This window comes from Alkalimonas sp. NCh-2, from assembly GCF_039631345.1.
GTDB classification, from domain to species: Bacteria; Pseudomonadota; Gammaproteobacteria; order Enterobacterales; family Alteromonadaceae; genus Alkalimonas; species Alkalimonas mucilaginosa.
This window is the reverse complement of record NZ_JBDIUV010000004.1, coordinates 140,378-158,970: the sequence shown is the minus strand read 5'-3', so window position 1 is coordinate 158,970 and position 18,593 is coordinate 140,378. Positions and strand designations below refer to the sequence as shown.

Genomic DNA, 18,593 nt, shown 5'->3' with positions numbered 1-18,593 from the left:
GTCGATTGCAATAACTCACGAATCTCACTATATCTCGCGTTAGTCCTAAGCAAAACATAAAAATCATTTCGTGTGCAACCAGCAGGATTAATTTTTGCAGCTGATGGATGGTGCCTTACCATTAATCCGTTCACGGAGCCACCTATCCTAACCTCATACAGATTCAATGAAGCTGTTGGAGCTGAATTAACTCCGAAGCTATACATCATAAGAAAACAAATTAATATTGAAAACCTCATAATTAACACCTCGCACATTAATGAATGCGCAATATTAACACAAGCAAAAAAAAATAAAATACTTTATGCTACCGTAAAAAATAAAGGCGACATCATAATCTCATTTTTAATTATATGTATTGTTTCCAACTCTATACTCAAACTTGGTAAGATCATATTGCAACAAAACTACTGCTCAATAGCCAGAATTAATCAACCATTAAAAGTCACTTAGGTAAGTCACTAAAACCGGATCCGAAACCGGCCTTCGGCATCGGGGGCACCAACAAACTGCATCGCCTGGTGCACTTCTTCCGGCATCGAGGCATCGGGTTTTAAGGTACCATCCACCGAGAAACGTCCTGCCGCTTGCAGCCTGGCAGTCACATCCAGTCCCAATGGATTTTGGCCATCGGTGATCAGCACCAAGTCACCATCATCGCAGGCCAGGCTGGCAAAAATATGCTGCAGATCAATCCAGCCGGTCGGCGGTTGCAACCGTGCTTCTTGCCAGCTGGCCTGGCCGCTCAGGGTTTTGCACCAGGGAGCACCCTGCTGGTACTGTTCGATATCCAGCATCAGGGTGCCGTCGGCCCCAACCGGCAGTGGCAAACGCAGCATAGGCGCAAGTTCACGCACCGGGTAGCGCAACAGCGTATCTTGCAACTGCAAACCACTGAAACCATAGCGCAACTGGCCTTTGATATAAGCCTGGTCCAGCTCTGCCAGCTCACCGGCTTGCAATTGCACTGCCAGCCGGCCGGTCAGTAAGCGCCAGGGGCTCAGTTGCCACTGCACTTGCCGTAGCTCCAGGCCCTGATACGATAGTACCTGAATCCGGCCTTGCCAGGCAGTACCCTGCACTGGCCCTAACTTTAGCCCGGCTGGCAGCGGTGCCAGCTTAAGCCACCAACTGGCAGGGGTTAACACCAGCAGGCACAACAAATAACTCACTACACCCACGACCAGCAGTTTCTTTATCGACATAACCTTATTCAACCAAAATTCGTCGCACCTGCACCATGCCCGGCTGGTTGGCCGCGCTGACATCCAGATTCACCAGTTGCAAACCGTGCTGATAGTGCAGTGCATGCAACCAGCTAACCAATTGTTCGAAGCTCACATCGTCCAGCACCAGCTGCATTTGCTGATTTTGCGGCTGCATCCGGCTGACGCGAATACCATGCTGACGGGCACTGGTTGTCAGCACCTGCGACAAGCTGCCGCTGCTGCGTTCCACCGAGCCACCGGCCTGTTGCAACTGTGGCATCACCGAGTGCAACCAGTCCAATTGCTGTTCGGCCTGCTGCAACGCCAGTAGATTGCGCGCTTTGCTTTGATGCACCGGCTGCCAGATCAGGTAATAAAATACAAACACCAGCACAGCAATGCCGCACGCCAGCATCAGCCGTTGCTCACGTTGCTGCAGCCCCCCCCACCATTGCTGAAATTGCTGCTGCAGTTGCTGCTTCATGCTGCTTTCCTCATACTAACCGTGCCCTGAACCTTGCTGCCATCGTTGCTCAAAGCCCCTTGATCGACCTGATAGCCGGCTTGTTCCAACTGGTTTTTTAGTCGCTCAAAACTTTGAAACCCTTCGGCTTTGGCCTGAAAACGCAGCTCGGTACGCCTGGCATCGAAGCGCAGATTATCCAATTGCATATCCGTTACGCTGGCCAGGTTGTTCTGCAAATCCAGCAACAAGGCTAAAAAGTGCTGCTCTTGCTGCGACAAGCCAGCTTGCTGCAGTTTGCGCTGCACCAAAGTGCGTAAATTTACCACCGACTCTCCGGGGAAAGCCGCCTGATAGGTTTGCACCGCCTGTTGTTGCAGGGCTCTTGCTTGCTGACCATAGCGCCAGCCTTCCACGGCCGTCAGGGTCAGATACAAGGTCAGGCTAATACCAGCCAGCACAGCAGCGGGCCGCCACAGTTGCCAGCTTCTGTTGATGGTTCGCTTGGGCGCGTATTCACCCTGCAGCAAATTAAGCACTGGCTGCTGTGCTTGCCGGGCGAGCAGTGCCAACGGCAACTCTGGCTCAGCCAGTTGATGTGGTTGGGCAATGTAGCCTGGCCATGGGCTGTAGCTGGTAAGTTCTGGCAAAGCCGCCAGTTCCAGATAATCCGGCCACCAATCCTGCTCAATGCTGGTCGCCTGCCAATCGCCCTGGCGCAGCAACCAGCTGCCGTTTAGCTCAATGGCGGCTGGCAACGACTCCGTCGGGAGCAACAACGCATCCGGCACCAACTGGCGTGGTTGAAAACCTGCCTCGGTCAGCCAGCTGAGCCATTGTTCAAGCTGAGCTTTTTTGCAAAGCGCCACTTGCTGCAGATACTGCGCGTCGTCTTTACGCACTGCACCGAGCGCCAACCACAGCTGTTCAATGTCTTCGGTGACATCATCTTCCAGCATATAAGGCAAGGCCTGCAGGATCTGCCGACTGGGCTTGGCCGGCAGAGCCACCTCTTTGAGCACCACATCGGCCGCAGGCACCAGGACCAGTACCGGACGGGGGCCCAGCCGCTCGGCCAGTTGTGCTAAGGCATAGGCCGACGGCAGGTCGCCGGAGGCAATGATCTCCTGCGCCGGGGCGGACCATACCAACCAGCTGACGGCTTGCTCAGCCCGGCTGCCAAGACGGATCAGCAATTGTTCACTCATCCTGCACCTCCTAAACGCCGGGCCAGCACAGTCACACCTTTACCATCCTGCACTTTGAGGATTGATTGCATCTGCATGCCAGTCTCCTGATAGCCAATTCGGGCTGTTAATCGATAATAGTCCGACTGGACCGTCACCAGCTCTTTAATACTTTCTTCCACTTCAATACCAGCCAGGGGGCCTGAGCCCCAAAACTCGTCAATACTGCTAAAACCATTGTCGGGACGACTGGCAATAAGCTCCAGCGCCGCTGAAGGATCCAATTCGGCAATAATGGCACTTAACAACACCGCCGTTTCCTCGGTTAGCGTATTCACATTGATGCGCAGCTGTTGCTCATCCGGGATCACACACACATAGGGTTCGAGCAATTTGTAATCATCCGGTGTCACATCCAAAATGGCCCGCAGCTCTGTGACCGACCCCATCAGGGTGTTGCCGGTATAGTACGGAAAAGGCAAAGCCGCATAATCGTCATCTTCGGCACTGCCAGCTGTGCGCAATAAGCTATCGTCATCCAGCCAGTCGGCAACCCGCGCCATAAGGTATTCAGCGGGCATCGACAAATCTGCTGCCACCAACTCCAGCAAACGCTGAAAGCTTTGTTGTTCAACCGTTGCTTCGGTCTGTACCTGCCCGGCCGCAGCCGGCGCCTGATAAAGCGCATTCAGATTAAAGCAACTACGCAGATCCGTGATCACTCCACTGATGGTACCATCCGGTACCGGCAATTGCGCCCCCTGCAGGGCCCAGTCCTGCCCCAAGTGGCTGGTTTCCTGCCCTTGTAAAGAGCGGCGCAGCACCTGACGGGCAAAAGCTTCTGCCCCCATAGCGTACCAAAACGCTTGCTGCTGCTGCTGCATATTCAGCTGCCGCTGCAAATTCAGCTGCAAGCGGCCGCTCATCGATGTCGCAATCACCACAGCAATGGCCACAATCAACAGCACGATGATCAGGGCTACGCCTTGCTGTCGTTGCAGATCGTTCATCGGATGGTCTCCGCCGGCTGCACATTGCCGTCCGGCAACAGAATCACCCGCTCTATTTCCCCCAGCTCGGCGTGCAGCAAGCGCACCCGAACTGCCGCAGGCCAGAGCGAGTCCGCCCAACGCTCTTCCCAGCGCTCGCCAACCAGGTAGCGAAACTCCAGCTCAGTAATGTCAGCCAACAACACCTGCACTCTCGGTTCGGTACCGGTAACGGCATCCGGGTACAGGGTGTACAGCCGTTGCAATTGCTCTTCTTGCAAGCGGTAACCGAGCGATTGCAACTCACTGCGCGGTAAAATCATGCCAGGGTTGCGCCAACCGTGCTGGCTAAACGCTATCGCATCGGCGTCACTTTCCAGCAGGAAACGTCCGCCCAGCAAGCGCTCTTTGCGCGGCGCTTCGCCCTGTATGCGAATATGGCGGCTGCTGATTTGCATCAGATCGCGCTCCAGCACCATCAAAGCAAATTGTACTTTTTGCAAACGCTCCGCGGCCTGTCGCGACAAGCGGTCGCCGGTTGTCACACTATTGAGTACTGCGAAAGATGCCATCCCGACCATAGCAAAAATCGCGATGGCCAGCAGCATTTCAATAAAGGTAAAGCCAGCGCTGTTTCCTTTCCGGCAAGCGACTGCGCAGCTAGTTGGCATGCGGCCGCCCGATAAAGGTAATCAACCGGTACAGTGTTTCATCCGGCTGCTCTGCCAGGCTCACGCTCAGCTCCACCTGGCGTAAATCATCATCTTCGACCTGACTAATACGCTGCTGCCATTGCCAGAGCCGGTTCGCCATTTCCACCTCACCCCGGCTCTGCTCTGCCGGCGGCCAATCGGTTTCCAATTGCAGCAATACCAACTGATTGGAAGCGACATAGCTGGCAAAAGTGGCGTCCTCCAGCATGGCTATTGAGCGGATATGTTCAGTCACAGTGCGCATCACCGCCAGGCCGGCCGTGGCAAAAATCGCCAGCGCAAACAGCACCTCAATCAGGGTAAAGCCGCGACGCATCATGGTAAGCTGCTCCCAACCTCAGAACGCTGGATCGGTATACTAAACTCCCCGCGGATTTGCACGTACCAGTAAGGCCGCTGGCTTTCATCCTGCAGTACCAGTTCAAAAGGGGTAATTTCACCGGACGATAAAATAAAAATATGCGGCAACACCGCGGCTTCCTCATCATCCGTTTGCATATGCTCCAGCCGATCAGAGTCCCAATTCAGGGAGCCCAGCAAACTATCTTCCTGCCAGGGCAAGCCTTCCAGCTCAAGTTTCAGTTGCTGATGCGGTGCCAGATCATGCCAGCCCAGTGATGCCGGCGTGTCGGCCGGCTGCCAGATATCCTCCTCTGGCAGGTACACCAAAAACTGATAGCCACTGGGGGTAATCTGTACCCCCCACTCCTGCTGGCGCATCAATGCCGTTTCAGCAGCATAATGAAACAGCTGCTGAAAACGGTACGCCTCTTTTTCCAGTTGATCATCCCGGCTATCCCAGGAAAAATTTACCACCACAGCACTGACCAGCAAGCCAGATAATAACAGCACCAAGATAACTTCCAACAGGGTAAGCCCCTGGCTGTAGCGTTGTGACGGCATCATCGGCTGGCTCTGAATTTATTGCTTGTCAATGTCCCAGTTGCCGACATCATCGTCGGTACCTGGAATGCCGTCCGGCCCCATGCTAAACACATCAATGCGGCCAAACTGGCCCGGACTTGCCAGTTGATAATCGCGGCCCCAGGGATCCCGCGGTAAGCGACGAATAAAGCCACCTTCCGGGAAGGAGCGTGGTACCGGCTCTGTGGTTGCAGGCTCAACCAAAGCCCGTAAGCCTTGCTCGCTGGTTGGATAGAAACCATTGCGCAACCGATACATATCCAGTGCATTTTCCAACTGCTGAATATCAACCACGGCTTTTTGCCGATCCGCTTCTTCTTTATTGCCCATCACATTGGGCACAACCAGGCTGGCGATGATGCCTAAAATGACGATCACCACCATCAGTTCCAATAAACTAAAACCCTGCTGTTTGTTCATATTACCCACCTACCATATGATTAAGTTCTAAAATCGGCAGCAAAATTGCCAGTACAATTAAAAAAACCAGGATCGCCAGGGTGATCACCACCACCGGCTTGAAAATTTCCAGTGTCACCGTCATGGTCATTTCGAACTCCCGATCCAGCGTATCCGCTGTGCGGATTAACATGGTATCGAGTTGACCGCTTTTCTCGCCACTGGCGATCATATGCAGCATCATCGGCGGAAACAGCTTGGTTTGCTCAAGCGCATTGCGCAACGAGCTACCTTCCCGCACCCGCAAAGTTGCATCCGCCACCGCCTGCTTCATATAACTGTTGCCCAGTACATCACCGCTTATGCGCATCGCTTCAAGCAAAGGCACCGCACTGGCATTCAAAATACTAAGGGTGCGGGCGAAGCGGGCGGTATTGATGCTGCGGATCACCTTGCCAAACAAGGCGCTGCGCAAAATCAACTGATCGTAGCGATAACGCATCTGTGGCCGACGCAATAACCGTTCGACCAGCACAGCCAGCAATAATATCCCGAGCAATAACCAAATACCGTAATCGCGTACCCAGTCGCTGGCCGCAATCATCACGCGGGTAAGCAGTGGCAGTTGTTGCCCCATATGCTCAAACTGTTCCGTAATTTGTGGCACCACCGCTACCAGCAAAATTGCAATCACCGAGATTGCCACCATCACCATCACCACCGGATAAATGGATGCCATCAGAATTTGATTGCGCATATGCTGACGTTGCTCGGTGTAATCGGCCAGCCGGTTGAGTACCTGATCCAGATGGCCGGACTTTTCACCCGCCGCCACCATGGAGCGGTACAAATGATCGAACACATGCGGGAACTCGGCCAGCCCTTCGGCCAGGCTATAGCCTTCTACCACCTTGGAGCGCACACCCATCAACATATTTTTCAGGCGTGGCTTTTCGCACTGCTCAGCCACCGCCAGCAAGGCATTTTCAATCGGCAAGGCGGCTGCCACCAAGGTCGCCAACTGACGGGTAATCAGTGCCAAATCGGCGGTTGGAATGGAGCGTTTAAAAAAACTTTTGCTGCTGGCGGTTGATTTCTCCTGCCTGGATGCCAGCTCCACCGCCAGCGGGGTTAGCTTGCGCTCGCGCAGCAGCTGGCGAGCCTGGCGGGCATTATCGGCTTCCAATACCCCTTTGCTTTTTTTGCCGCGGCTATCCAGCGCCTGGTAACTAAACGCTGCCACTACAGATCCTCACGGGTGACGCGCAGCACCTCTTCCAGCGTGGTTTGGCCGGCCAGCACCTTATCAAAACCATCACGGCGGATACTGGGACAATTTGGCCGCACATACTTTTCAATGCTTTGTTCACCTTCGCGGTTGTGGATCATTTCGCGGCTGTGATCATCAATCACCAGGAGTTCATGAATACCGGTCCGGCCACGGTAGCCGGTAAAATTGCACTGGTCACAGCCGGTGGCCCGGTAGATAATGGCCTCATCCTTTTTCTCGACCCCAAGCAGCTTACGCTCTTCTTTGTCCGGGCTATGGGCCTCTTTGCAGTGCGGACACAAGGTACGCACCAGCCGCTGCGCCAACACACCCAGCAAGCTGGATGACAACAGGAAAGGCTCGATCCCCATATCTTCCAGCCGGGTAATGGCTCCTGCAGCAGTATTGGTGTGCAAGGTCGACATCACCAGGTGGCCGGTTAAGCTGGCCTGTACCGCTATTTGCGCCGTTTCAAGATCGCGGATTTCACCTACCATCACCACATCGGGATCCTGTCGCAAAATAGCCCGCAGCCCGCGGGCAAAGGTCATATTCACTTTGGTATTGACCTGGGTTTGGCCGATGCCTTCCAGCTCGTATTCGATGGGATCTTCCACCGTCAGAATATTGCGATCTTTGGTATTGATTTCGGTAAGGCCGGCATACAGGGTGGTACTTTTACCAGAACCGGTGGGGCCAGTTACCAGTAAAATGCCATGAGGCTTTAAAATCAGTTTGGAAAATTGCTGTTGAATGGCTGGTGTCATACCCAGGTCGGCCAGATTCAGATGGGAGGTGTTTTTATCCAGCAAACGCAATACCACCCGCTCACCATGGCTGGATGGCATGGTCGAAACCCGTACATCCACCGCCCGGCCAGCAATTTTTAAACTGATACGGCCATCCTGCGGCACCCGTTTTTCCGCAATATCCAGCTTGGCCATAACTTTAATACGCGACACCAAAAGGCTGGATAACTTACGGTTTGGCCGTAGTACTTCGCGCAAGATACCATCGACCCGAAAGCGCACCACCAGGGCTTTTTCAAAGGTTTCAACATGGATATCGGAAGCCCCCAGCTTGATGGCCTCACCCAGCATGGCGTTGATCAGCTTGATAATGGGCGCATCGTCTTCGTTATCCAGCAAGTCTTCCGTTTCCGGGATATCTTCTGCCAGCGAGGCTAAATTTACCTCGTTGCCGATGTCCTGCATAATTTGCTGGGCTTCCGAGGAATCCCGCTGATAACTGGCTTCAAGCAGACTTTCAAACTCAGTGGCGCCCAGTTTCTGAATACGAAAAGGTTCGCTCAGCATCCGTCTTACTTCCAGCACCGCCTCGGGCTTAGTAGCCGGCTGCACCGAAAGCACAAACCCCTCCGGCAATTGCTGCAGCAATACTGCATGACGCTTGGCAAAGGCAAAAGGCAGGCGGATGCGGGTGCTGACCGGTTGCACCTCCACTATCTCATCATCCATCAGCTCATCAAGCTCCTGAGTCAACACATCACTCATCAGTCGCGCTTCCCTTCCTGCTGCAGGTACTCATTAAAGCTGGGCGGTAAAATCAGGCTGTCATCCCATTCTGGCAAAACGGTCTGAGGCGTACGTGGCATCAGCGGGATCCCTCGCTCATCCCGGATCATTTGTTCGGCGCGAATGTAATTGTACTTGCGCTGACTAATGCTGGACATGGTCGCGCCATCGCGCACGATGGAGGCGCGGATAAAGACCATCAGGTTGCGTTTGCGCTTGCTGACACTGGTGGACTTGAATAAGTGGCCCAGCACCGGAATATCCCCCAGGATTGGTACCTTGGACACACTTTCCTGCACATCTTCATCAATCAAACCACCCAGCACCACCACAGCACCATCATCCGCCATTACCGAGGTGCGAATTTCCCGCTTGTTGATGGTGATATCGACTGCCGTGGCACCCCCTATGCTGGAGACTTCCTGCTCTATCATCAGTTGCACCGCATCGCCTTCATTGATTTGCGGTGTCACTTTCAGCTTAATACCCACTTCCTGCCGGTTCACCTGCTGGAAGGGGTTGGTGTTGTTAGAGCCGGTGGTAGAGCCGGTAATCACCGGCACTTCCTGACCGACCAGGAAGAAGGCTTCCTGGTTGTCCATGGTGGTAATATGCGGCGTGGCCAGAATATTGGAATTGGTGCTGGTCCGCACTGCCTGCAGTAAAGCCCCCCAGTTGCCTTTGTACACACCCAGCATGGCGCCGTTTAGGCCTTGTAGCGCTTGTGCCAGTACCGAGTAATCCCGCGGAGAGTCTTGCGTCACAGTGTCAAAAAGTTCACCAGTAACAGGATCTCTCGTTCTGGTAATAGTGCCGCGAGTAATTTGCGATGCCACCGCAGCGCCAGCAGCAACATCGACAATAGGTACCACATTGCCGGTGCGGAAATTGGTGCCGCCACCTTCAGCATGAATCCACTGCACCCCTAAATCGGTGCCGGAACCATCAAAGACTTCGACAATAATGGCCTCGACCAGTACCTGGGCGCGGCGAATATCGAGCTGGCGAATGACTTCTTCCAGTGAGCGCAGCAAGTCCGGTTGGGCGGTGATAATCACCGCATTGCTGTCGGCATGGGACTCAATGCTGACGCCTCGCCCCTGGGTGCTGCGCCGTCCTTGTGGTTGTTGCTGCTGTGAGCCTGCCACTTCGCTGACAATGCTTTCCCCAACGCTTTTTAATACCGGTACCAATTCTTCCGCTTTAGCGTACTTCAGGTAAAACACCCGGGTATTGCCACTGGTTTCCAGCTCGGCATCCAGCCGGCGCACCAGCTCCACCACCCGCTGCCGGGCCTGGGGTTCCCCACTGACCACCACACTGTTGGTGCGCTCATCGGCCACAATGCGCGGGATCAGGAAATCCGGTTGCTCACCGCGGCCCTGCGAGCGGTAAATGCTTTCCAGCACCCGCACCATTTCGCTGGCTGAACCATAATTCAGCCGGATAATCTCGACTTCCTGATCGCCCGCTCTGTCGACCCGCTGAATAATATCCACCAGCCGATTGACCACCGCAGCCGGTCCGGTCATCATAATCACGTTGGAGGGATCGTAGTTCACCACATGGCCACTGCCGGCCTGGTTGCTGAATTGACGCAGCAAGGGGGCCAGTTCACGCACCGAGACATTTCGTACCTGCACCACCCGGGTGACCATTTCATCGCCCACTCCGGGATTCTCATCCCCAACCACCGGGATATTGGAGGTTTTGGCGTCTTTGGCCCGTACCACTTTCAAAATGCCGCTTTCCATTTCCACCACGGCAAAGCCATAGACTTCCAGCACATTCAGAAAAAACTGGTAGTACTGCTCGGCATTCAGCATCTCGTAACTGCGCACATTGACCCGGCCACGCACCTGAGGCTCGACAATGATGGTGCGCTCCAGATTCATGCCAACAATATTGATAAACTCATTGATATCGGTGCCCCGAAAATTCGGCGAATACATCACCTCATCGTTGCTGTACACGGAAAAGCTAAGCGCGGCAGCCAAACTGACTACGGCAAGTTTACGGCCAAGCCGTGTAATAAAAGACCCTGACTGCATGTTGACTATCACCATCTGCTGAATCGTTATTATTGGGACAGGTTAAACTGAATGTCGATCAGTTCACCATCCCGTTCTACCCGCACCGAAGCATCGGTTGCTTCGCGCAATTGTCCAAGCACCTGATTGGCCTGCTGTAAATCTGTCAAAGGTGTACCATTGATTTCTACCGCCAGATCATTTGGCCGGAAACCAAGTCGCTGGAAAAGCCCCGGATCCCGGCCTGGCATCAGGCGAAAACCGGCCAGCTGCCCGTCCCGGTGATGCGGGGTAGGACGAATAAAATCGAAAAAGCGGCTTGGCTCTGCCAGCAGCACTTCACGCTGCGCTGCCAGCTCGGCCTGATCCAAGGATGGGGCCTCCGGCTGCGGGCTTATCATCTGTGGCTCCTCGTCCTGATCTTGCCGTCCCAGGCCCAGGTTGGCTTCGGCAATACGGGTAAACTCTATGCCATCCAGCATCAGAGTTTCAAAACGCCCCGTCACCTGCAGCAAGACCCGATCATTAAATACCTGGTACAAGGTAGCATTGGTGCCTTCAATTTTCTCCCCTACCTTATACGCCAGTTCGGAGCCACGGCTTTCGATCACAGCACTGCCTTCGTTCGGATTCACCCCCGACACCAGACCGGTTAACTTGACATTCAACCGGGTCTTCGGGGCTTCGGTCACTACCGGCTCCGGCCGCACTTCGGGCTGTGCACTCACTTTACCGAATAAGGAAAAGCTGAGTAGGCGTTGCAAATCGGTGCTGCGGCCTGAGGGCGCTGTGCTTTGACCGGTTGCAACCTGCCAGGGTTCCGCCGCAGGCTGTGGGAGCAGTTGCCAGCTCAGGCGAGCCAGCAGCCAGCCCAGCAGCAACACCAGAACGACAGCCAACACACGGCTAAGCAGTGCTTGTGGCAAACGCTGAATATGTTGATTCAATTGTAAGGAAAGGGACTGCCAATTCATCGGTCATATTCTTATAATAGAAGACGGCTCATCTTACTGAGTTGTCGCTCAGACAACAAGGGGCACGACAAAGTTTCACAGCTTGTTAACTGCAAGCCCGGTGCAACTGACCTACTGTATAACAGATGAGAGCAAGCGACCAGAGGATTATGATGAACACAACACAAAGCCAGCAACCACAAAGTGTACGATTGGACAAATGGCTGTGGGCCTGCCGTTTCTACAAAACCAGAACCCTGGCAAAAAGCATGATCGATGGCGGCAAAGTGCATTATAATGGTCAGCGCTGCAAAGCCAGCAAATTGGTAGAAATTGGCGCCACCATTAAACTGGCGCAAGGCTACGATGAGAAAACCGTACGGGTTACGGGAATAGCCGAAAAGCGGCTGTCGGCTCCTCTGGCACAAGCCCTGTATGAAGAGAGCAGCGACAGCCTGGCCCTGCGGCAAGAGCGTGCTGAACTGCGCAAAACCAATAGTTTGTTTGCGCCGCACCCTGAAACCAAGCCCGACAAAAAGATGCGGCGGCAATTGCTGCTGCTCAAATCCCAGCAATGAGAGCCCTATGAGTTCAGATACCTTATTCCGATTTCTGTTTAAAGACCGCAATGTTCGCGGTGAAATTGTCGATTTAGCCGGTAGCCTGCAGCAGATGCTGCAAAACCACAATTACCCTTACCCGGTCAAACAACTGCTGGCCGAGATGGTAGCGGCTACCAGTTTGCTTACCGCCACCTTAAAGTTTGAAGGGGATATTTCAGTTCAATTGCAAGGCAACGGCCCCATTCGCTACGCCACCGTCAATGGCAGCGACCAACAAGTGTTTCGTGGCGTGGTCCGTCTGCAGTCCGAAGTGCAGGGCGAAGGCCTAAAAGCACTGGTAGGCGATGGTTATTTGCTGGTCACCATCACCCCCCATCAGGGCGAACGCTATCAGGGTATCATTCCGCTGACAGGTGACAGCTTAAAAGAAACCCTGGAAGCCTACTTTATTCAGTCCGAGCAATTGCCTACCCGTGTCTATTTGTATACCGATATGCAATCGGAGCAGGTGAAGGCCGCCGGTATGCTGTTGCAAGTGTTGCCGGTAGAGCAAGAGAAGTCGCGCCAGGACTTTGATGAGCTGGTGATTCTGGCCGATACCATTACCGCCGATGAGCTGCTGCAGTTACCCGCAGCTGAAGTGGTACACCGCTTGTTCCATCAAGAGCAGGTCGAAGCCTTCCCGTTGCAGCCAGTCCGGTTTGAATGTGGCTGCTCCCGCACAAAATGTGAGTCTGCCATTATCAATCTGGGCGCTGGGGTGATCCAGGAGCACATGGCCGAAGGCCAGTTGGAGATTCAGTGCGAATACTGCCTGACCAACTACCGGTTTGATGCAACCGATCTTAGCCAGTTGCTGCTGTCTATCCAGTAGTCTTTCGCTCAGCGGTCAGACTTTGCCTTGAGCGGCAGGTACACCCGCGCAACCAGGCCACCATGAGCATGGTTGTGCAGGGTGATTTCACCGTGGTGCATATCGATGATTTTTTTGATGATGGCAAGCCCAAGGCCCGAGCCACCGGAGCCCCTGGCGCTATCGCCCTGGGTGAAAGGTTCAAACATCGTCTGCATGTTGGCTTCGGGGATACCTGGACCGTGGTCCCGTACCTGCAGGAATACCATGCGCCGACCTCGCTCGAAGCCAGTGCTGATTTCAATATCGCCACTGCTGTAGCGCAGCGCATTTTCCAGCAAATTATTTAATACCCGCTTGATGGCAATACGCCGCAGTGGTGCCTTAGGCAGGCCGGCAGCCAACTCATGCAGCAGTTGCCGCTGCTGCAAATGCTCCGATTCCAACAGCTCTTCGATCAAGTCATTCAAAGAGACCCACTGCAGGCTTTCGTCTTTGTGGTGACGGATGTAATCCATAAATTGATCGATGATGGCATTCATATCTTCGATATCATTGATAATACCATCACGGATCCAGGCATCCTGCTCGGGCAACATCTCGCTGGCAAGCCGGATACGGGTTAGCGGAGTACGCAGATCGTGCGATACACCCGCCATTAACAAGGCTCTGTCCTGCTCCAGATGTTTGATGCCGGTGGCCATCTGGTTGAAGGCTCTGGTCACGGCACGGATCTCACTGGAACCTTTTTCAGCCAGAGGCTCCGGTATTTCACCCTGGCCAACGCGCAGCGCCGCCTGCTGCAGGCTTTTCAGAGGACGGTTAAGCGTTCTGGCGAACCACCAACCGCCCGCCACACTCAAAAAGCCAATCATTAACAGGTAAAACGTAAGCAAAGAAAAGTTGCTTTCGTCCAGGCCTGCCAGTGGAATACGGATCCAAAAATCCGGTGCCTGCGGTGCCCTCACCCAGAACGCAAGCTGCTCCCCCTGCTCAATTCTGACTTCGGCTGGCCCTCCCAACTCTTCTGACATATCAGCCGACATAAACTGGTAAAAGCGCGCGTTGAGCAAACCATGCGCTTCGGCCAGCGCTTCCGGATAAATGTCGATGTCGGTTGCTTGCTGAAAGCGCTCAGCCATGGCTTCAGTAAGCAAAGGCTCATCCTGATTAAAGTCAATAAATACCACTTTAATTTGCTTGGCAATCAAATGGTTGATTTGTTGTGCCGTCGGCTTAATCACATGAAAAGCGACGGTCACATACGACACCAACTGATTAATCAGCAGCAATAAACCTATCAATAGAACGGTTTGACCAAAGGCACTTTTTGGCAATAGCCTCACGAGCTGACGGCTCCATCCGGGACAAATACATAGCCAAGGCCCCAAACGGTCTGAATGTAGCGCGGATGGGCAGGATCGTCTTCAAGCATACGCCGCAGCCTGGATACCTGCACATCAATGCTACGCTCCATTGCGGAATAATCCCGGCCTCTGGCTTGGTTCATCAGTTTATCCCGCGACAAAGGCTCACGTGGGTGACTAACCAGTACTTTTAGCACAGCAAACTCACCACTGGTCAGCGGTAGTAGTTGTTCTCCCTTGCGCATTTCCCGGGTGGCCAGGTTAAAGCGGAAAGGACCAAACGCAACGATGCTTTCCTGCTGCGCCGGTGCGCCGGGCAACTCTTTGCTTTTGCGCCGTAACACCGCCCTGATCCGAGCCAGTAGTTCCCGGGGGTTGAATGGTTTTGGCAGGTAGTCGTCGGCTCCCATTTCCAGGCCGATGATGCGATCAACCTCATCGCCTTTAGCTGTCAGCATAATGATCGGAATTTGATTGTCTTGCTGACGGAGTTTGCGGCAAATACTCAGGCCATCTTCACCAGGTAACATCAAATCCAGTACCATCAGGTGAAAATGTTCCCGCTCCATTACCCGCACCATCTGCTCGTAATCGGCCACTGCCCGTACCTGAAAGCCTTGCTCAACCAGGTACCGCTCCAGCAATGCGCGTAAGCGTACATCATCGTCTACAACCAGAATTTTTGTGGTTTCCGTCGTCATACCCTAGTACCCAGCCGTTTTTTGCCACTATAAACCAAAACAAACCCGGGGTAAGCCCCGGGTTATGAAAACAGTGTTACAAGATTTTTCCAGGTTCTGTGTTACTGCTTGTGCTGTTGCTCCCACTCTGCACGTGGCACTTTTTTCATAGGTGGATTTATCCACATCAATTGATTGGGCACAGCACTATTACGGCTGGATGTTTCGATCTGCTGCATCCGCTCATAGTCTTTCACCCAGACATATTCGGTAACTGGCGTGCTGGCACAGCCAATCAGTAACAACAGGGGTAGTAAAACAACGCAAAGCTTTTTCATCTTGCACCTCCAGGATGGCGGCTCCACTTTCAGTATAGTTCATTTTTTGAGCATCCGACCATTGCCACCCACGATTGTGACAAATAGCCATTTGGCCAAGATAAACCGCTTTAAAATGTCGCTGCCTGCCCCCACCTAGTCTTAATGTGTCTGTCATCCACCTACCACAGTACGCTTTACTATGAGAACAAACTTAATCAGCCGGCAGGGTTACCAGCAGCTTCAGCAGGAGCTGGATCAACTCTGGCGGGTGCAGCGCCCCGAGGTCACCCAAAAAGTCAGTTGGGCTGCCAGCCTTGGTGATCGCAGTGAAAATGCAGATTACCAGTACAATAAGAAACAGTTGAGAGAAATTGACCGGCGCGTGCGCTTTTTGCGCAAGCGGTTGGAGGTACTGCGCCCGGTTGATTACGCACCAGAACAAGAAGGACGGGTTTTCTTTGGTGCCTGGGTAGAGGTCGAAAATGATGACGGAGAAAAACGCAGGTTCCGCATTGTGGGGCCAGATGAAATCTATGGCCGACGGGATTACATTTCCATCGACGCCCCCATGGCCAGAGCCTTGCTCAAAAAACAGGTAGATGACGAAGTTGTCGTTGCCACACCAACAGGCAATAAACGCTGGTATATCAATGCAATAGAGTATGAATCTGTACAGGTATAGTCAGGTTAAGCATTTGCCATTGGATTTTTCCTGTCAGAACAGGGACAATTTAGCCACTTTCATTATACAACTGCCTGCTTATCCCAGGCCGACACCAGCCCCCCTACGGCTGGCTACAGGAATCACGCATGACCTTAAAGCTTGAACAACAAATTGCTGCCGAAATTTCTGCCCGCCCCGAGCAGGTGCTGGCGACCATTCAATTGCTGGATGATGGCGCCACTGTGCCCTTTATCGCCCGTTACCGCAAAGAAGCGACCGGCGGCCTGGATGACACCCAGTTACGGACGCTGGAACAGCGTTTGTCTTATTTACGCGAACTGGAAGAACGACGTCAGCTGATTTTAAAAACCATCTCCGAGCAGGGCAAGCTAAGTGCCGAGCTGCAACAGGAGATCCTGGCCGCCGACAACAAAACCCGGCTGGAAGATTTGTACCTGCCTTACAAACCCAAACGTCGCACCAAAGGCCAGATGGCGATTGAAGCCGGCCTGGAGCCATTGGCTGATGCCATTTTGGCCGATCCTAACCAGGATCCGGAACAGCAGGCAACCAGTTACCTGAATGCAGCAGCCGGTTACAACGACAGCAAAGCGGTGCTGGAGGGAGTCAAATACATTTTGATGGAGCGCTTCGCCGAAGACGCCAATCTGCTGGCCAGGTTGCGCCAGCAGCTAAGCCAGCACGGCGTGCTAAAAAGCAGCCTTGTTGCCGGTAAAGAGAAAGAAGGAGCTAAGTTCCGCGATTACTTCGAGCATAGCGAGTTGTGGCGTCAACTGCCATCGCATCGTGCACTGGCCATGTTCCGCGGCCGTAATGAAGGCTTCTTGCAGCTGCAACTACTGCCCGACAGTGACGAAGCCCAGGCGCATGCCAATTGCATTGCGCTGGTAGTTAACCACTTTAATCTGAGCAACAAAGGCCGGCCAGCTGATGCCTTTTTACAGACCGTGGCGCAATGGACCTGGAAAGTGAAACTCTATCTGCATCTGGAAAATGATCTACTCAGTGAGCTGCGTGAGCGCGCCGAAGCAGAGGCCATCAAAGTGTTTGCCCGCAATATGAAAGACCTGCTGATGGCCGCGCCAGCTGGCCTGCGGCCAACCATGGCGTTGGACCCAGGCCTGCGTACCGGTGTCAAAGTAGTGATGCTGGATGAAACCGGCAAATTACTAAGCAGCCAGACCATTTTCCCGCATGCGCCGCAAAACCACTGGGACAAGTCGCTGCGCACCCTGCTGAACCTTTGTCAGCAATTTAAACCAGAGCTGGTTGCTATTGGCAACGGGACAGCATCGCGTGAAACCGACCAGTTGGTCGCTGAATTGATGCAAAAGCATCCGGAACTGAAACTGACCAAGATCATGGTATCGGAGGCTGGTGCTTCGGTTTATTCCGCTTCAGAGTTTGCCGCTCAGGAATTTCCGGATCTCGACGTTTCCTACCGTGGCGCTGTTTCCATTGGCCGCAGGCTGCAAGATCCATTGGCCGAGCTGGTAAAAATTGAACCGAAAGCCATAGGGGTGGGTCAGTACCAGCACGATGTGAACCAAAGCCTGCTCAGCAAATCACTCGAGGCTGTGGTAGAGGATTGTGTGAACGCCGTTGGTGTCGACCTGAATACTGCTTCCGTTCCCCTGCTGAGCCGGGTAGCTGGCCTGAATAAAACCCTGGCGCAAAATATCGTGTTGCACCGGGAACAACATGGTCGCTTTAATAACCGCAAAGAGTTGCTGAAAGTAGCCCGCCTTGGCCCTAAAGCTTTTGAACAAGCCGCCGGCTTTATGCGTATCAGCGCTGGCGACAATCCGCTGGACAGCTCCGGTGTGCACCCGGAAGCCTACCCGGTGGTAGAAAAAATACTGGCGCAACATCAAAAGTCGGTGCAGGACATTCTGGGTAACAGTACTTTTATCAGCAAACTGAAACCCGAGGACTTTGCCGATGCCCACTTTGGGATCCCTACCATTAGTGACATCTTAAAAGAGCTGGAGAAACCGGGCCGGGACCCACGCCCCGAATTTAAAATGGCCAGCTTCAAAGAAGGTATCAACACCATCGACGACTTGAAGCCAGCCATGCTGCTGGAGGGTGTAGTCACCAACGTTACCAACTTTGGCGCCTTTGTTGATATTGGCGTACATCAGGATGGTCTGGTACATATCTCATCCTTGTCCGACACTTTTGTCAGTGATCCACACAAAGTGGTCAAGGCCGGTGATATCGTTAAAGTCAAAGTGATGGATGTGGACAAAGAACGCAAACGCATCGCCCTGACCATGCGAATGGACGAGCAACCGGGTCAGGCCACAGCAGCAAAAACCCCGGCCAGCAAAGGAAAAAGCCAACAGCCACGTGCTGCCAAGCCAGCGAAAACAGCAGCTCCCGCCAACGCAGCTATGGGCAATGCCTTTGCCGATGCGCTGGCAAAACTGAAGAAGTAACAAGCCAGGGTGG

19 protein-coding genes are annotated in these 18,593 nt (G+C 53.6%); 4 read left to right on the top strand and 15 right to left on the bottom strand.

Annotated elements, in window-relative coordinates; genetic code table 11:
• Positions 1 to 461 precede the first annotated feature (461 nt).
• The 12 genes from ABC502_RS12185 to gspC are packed head-to-tail and all read right to left on the bottom strand — an operon-like array spanning position 462 to position 11,692.
• Positions 462 to 1,205, bottom strand: coding sequence for a type II secretion system protein N (locus ABC502_RS12185; RefSeq protein WP_330088722.1), 744 nt, complete (start codon positions 1,203 to 1,205; stop codon positions 462 to 464).
• A gap of 4 nt (positions 1,206 to 1,209) precedes the next feature.
• Entirely contained in the window at positions 1,210 to 1,692 is a 483-nt protein-coding gene (locus ABC502_RS12180) for a type II secretion system protein M (protein ID WP_330088723.1), read from the bottom strand.
• Positions 1,689 to 2,879, bottom strand: a complete 1,191-nt coding sequence (gene gspL, locus ABC502_RS12175) for a type II secretion system protein GspL (RefSeq protein ID WP_330088724.1) — start codon at positions 2,877 to 2,879, stop codon at positions 1,689 to 1,691. The genes ABC502_RS12180 and gspL overlap by 4 nt, the downstream gene beginning before the upstream one ends.
• Complete coding sequence (gene gspK, locus ABC502_RS12170) at positions 2,876 to 3,868, bottom strand: type II secretion system minor pseudopilin GspK (RefSeq protein ID WP_330088725.1); 993 nt, start codon at positions 3,866 to 3,868, stop codon at positions 2,876 to 2,878. Before gspK ends, gspL begins: the two co-directional genes overlap by 4 nt.
• Positions 3,865 to 4,518 (bottom strand): type II secretion system minor pseudopilin GspJ, encoded by a 654-nt coding sequence (gene gspJ, locus ABC502_RS12165; RefSeq protein ID WP_330088726.1) that lies wholly within the window; start codon positions 4,516 to 4,518, stop codon positions 3,865 to 3,867. The genes gspK and gspJ overlap by 4 nt, the downstream gene beginning before the upstream one ends.
• Positions 4,508 to 4,879, bottom strand: coding sequence for a type II secretion system minor pseudopilin GspI (gspI, locus tag ABC502_RS12160; protein WP_330088727.1), 372 nt, complete (start codon positions 4,877 to 4,879; stop codon positions 4,508 to 4,510). Before gspI ends, gspJ begins: the two co-directional genes overlap by 11 nt.
• On the bottom strand, positions 4,876 to 5,466 hold the full coding sequence (gene gspH, locus ABC502_RS12155) for a type II secretion system minor pseudopilin GspH (RefSeq protein WP_330088728.1): 591 nt from the start codon (positions 5,464 to 5,466) through the stop codon (positions 4,876 to 4,878). The genes gspI and gspH overlap by 4 nt, the downstream gene beginning before the upstream one ends.
• A gap of 15 nt (positions 5,467 to 5,481) precedes the next feature.
• Entirely contained in the window at positions 5,482 to 5,904 is a 423-nt protein-coding gene (gene gspG / locus ABC502_RS12150) for a type II secretion system major pseudopilin GspG (RefSeq protein WP_330088729.1), read from the bottom strand.
• Between the two features lies 1 nt (position 5,905).
• Positions 5,906 to 7,126, bottom strand: coding sequence for a type II secretion system inner membrane protein GspF (gspF, locus tag ABC502_RS12145; RefSeq protein WP_330088730.1), 1,221 nt, complete (start codon positions 7,124 to 7,126; stop codon positions 5,906 to 5,908).
• Complete coding sequence (gene gspE / locus ABC502_RS12140) at positions 7,126 to 8,631, bottom strand: type II secretion system ATPase GspE (protein ID WP_330088765.1); 1,506 nt, start codon at positions 8,629 to 8,631, stop codon at positions 7,126 to 7,128. Before gspE ends, gspF begins: the two co-directional genes overlap by 1 nt.
• 35 nt (positions 8,632 to 8,666) lie before the next feature.
• Positions 8,667 to 10,739 (bottom strand): type II secretion system secretin GspD, encoded by a 2,073-nt coding sequence (gene gspD, locus ABC502_RS12135; protein WP_330088731.1) that lies wholly within the window; start codon positions 10,737 to 10,739, stop codon positions 8,667 to 8,669.
• A 29-nt stretch (positions 10,740 to 10,768) separates the two neighbouring features.
• Entirely contained in the window at positions 10,769 to 11,692 is a 924-nt protein-coding gene (gene gspC, locus ABC502_RS12130; protein WP_345916061.1) for a type II secretion system protein GspC, read from the bottom strand.
• A 152-nt stretch (positions 11,693 to 11,844) separates the two neighbouring features.
• Between gspC and hslR the strand changes: the two genes are divergently transcribed.
• Together hslR and hslO are read left to right on the top strand one after the other, a co-directional pair.
• Entirely contained in the window at positions 11,845 to 12,249 is a 405-nt protein-coding gene (gene hslR, locus ABC502_RS12125; protein WP_330088733.1) for a ribosome-associated heat shock protein Hsp15, read from the top strand.
• A 7-nt stretch (positions 12,250 to 12,256) separates the two neighbouring features.
• Complete coding sequence (gene hslO, locus ABC502_RS12120) at positions 12,257 to 13,108, top strand: Hsp33 family molecular chaperone HslO (protein WP_345916060.1); 852 nt, start codon at positions 12,257 to 12,259, stop codon at positions 13,106 to 13,108.
• A gap of 8 nt (positions 13,109 to 13,116) precedes the next feature.
• On the opposite strand, the gene envZ is transcribed toward hslO, so the two are convergent.
• From envZ to ABC502_RS12105, 3 genes are all read right to left on the bottom strand, one after another.
• A complete protein-coding gene (gene envZ / locus ABC502_RS12115) occupies positions 13,117 to 14,433 on the bottom strand; it encodes a two-component system sensor histidine kinase EnvZ (RefSeq protein ID WP_330088735.1) in 1,317 nt (438 codons plus the stop codon).
• Positions 14,430 to 15,155, bottom strand: coding sequence for a two-component system response regulator OmpR (ompR, locus tag ABC502_RS12110; RefSeq protein ID WP_330088736.1), 726 nt, complete (start codon positions 15,153 to 15,155; stop codon positions 14,430 to 14,432). The genes envZ and ompR overlap by 4 nt, the downstream gene beginning before the upstream one ends.
• Before the next feature lie 101 nt (positions 15,156 to 15,256).
• Positions 15,257 to 15,472, bottom strand: a complete 216-nt coding sequence (locus ABC502_RS12105; protein ID WP_330088737.1) for a hypothetical protein — start codon at positions 15,470 to 15,472, stop codon at positions 15,257 to 15,259.
• 181 nt (positions 15,473 to 15,653) lie between these two features.
• Between ABC502_RS12105 and greB the strand changes: the two genes are divergently transcribed.
• Together greB and ABC502_RS12095 are read left to right on the top strand one after the other, a co-directional pair.
• On the top strand, positions 15,654 to 16,136 hold the full coding sequence (gene greB, locus ABC502_RS12100) for a transcription elongation factor GreB (RefSeq protein ID WP_330088738.1): 483 nt from the start codon (positions 15,654 to 15,656) through the stop codon (positions 16,134 to 16,136).
• Between the two features lie 128 nt (positions 16,137 to 16,264).
• Positions 16,265 to 18,580 carry a Tex family protein gene (locus ABC502_RS12095; protein WP_345916059.1) on the top strand — a complete coding sequence of 772 codons (2,316 nt, stop codon included), beginning with the start codon at positions 16,265 to 16,267 and terminating at the stop codon, positions 18,578 to 18,580.
• The last annotated feature ends 13 nt before the right edge of the window (positions 18,581 to 18,593 follow it).

Coding starts and splice junctions, on each gene's coding strand:
- ABC502_RS12185 (WP_330088722.1), bottom strand. CDS start 1,205: ATGTCGATAAAGAAACTGCTGGTCGTGGGTGTAGTGAGTTATTTGTTG.
- ABC502_RS12180 (WP_330088723.1), bottom strand. CDS start 1,692: ATGAAGCAGCAACTGCAGCAGCAATTTCAGCAATGGTGGGGGGGGCTG.
- gspL (WP_330088724.1), bottom strand. CDS start 2,879: ATGAGTGAACAATTGCTGATCCGTCTTGGCAGCCGGGCTGAGCAAGCC.
- gspK (WP_330088725.1), bottom strand. CDS start 3,868: ATGAACGATCTGCAACGACAGCAAGGCGTAGCCCTGATCATCGTGCTG.
- gspJ (WP_330088726.1), bottom strand. CDS start 4,518: ATGCCAACTAGCTGCGCAGTCGCTTGCCGGAAAGGAAACAGCGCTGGC.
- gspI (WP_330088727.1), bottom strand. CDS start 4,879: ATGATGCGTCGCGGCTTTACCCTGATTGAGGTGCTGTTTGCGCTGGCG.
- gspH (WP_330088728.1), bottom strand. CDS start 5,466: ATGATGCCGTCACAACGCTACAGCCAGGGGCTTACCCTGTTGGAAGTT.
- gspG (WP_330088729.1), bottom strand. CDS start 5,904: ATGAACAAACAGCAGGGTTTTAGTTTATTGGAACTGATGGTGGTGATC.
- gspE (WP_330088765.1), bottom strand. CDS start 8,631: ATGGATGATGAGATAGTGGAGGTGCAACCGGTCAGCACCCGCATCCGC.
- gspD (WP_330088731.1), bottom strand. CDS start 10,739: ATGCAGTCAGGGTCTTTTATTACACGGCTTGGCCGTAAACTTGCCGTA.
- gspC (WP_345916061.1), bottom strand. CDS start 11,692: ATGAATTGGCAGTCCCTTTCCTTACAATTGAATCAACATATTCAGCGT.
- hslR (WP_330088733.1), top strand. CDS start 11,845: ATGAACACAACACAAAGCCAGCAACCACAAAGTGTACGATTGGACAAA.
- hslO (WP_345916060.1), top strand. CDS start 12,257: ATGAGTTCAGATACCTTATTCCGATTTCTGTTTAAAGACCGCAATGTT.
- ompR (WP_330088736.1), bottom strand. CDS start 15,155: ATGACGACGGAAACCACAAAAATTCTGGTTGTAGACGATGATGTACGC.
- ABC502_RS12105 (WP_330088737.1), bottom strand. CDS start 15,472: ATGAAAAAGCTTTGCGTTGTTTTACTACCCCTGTTGTTACTGATTGGC.
- greB (WP_330088738.1), top strand. CDS start 15,654: ATGAGAACAAACTTAATCAGCCGGCAGGGTTACCAGCAGCTTCAGCAG.
- ABC502_RS12095 (WP_345916059.1), top strand. CDS start 16,265: ATGACCTTAAAGCTTGAACAACAAATTGCTGCCGAAATTTCTGCCCGC.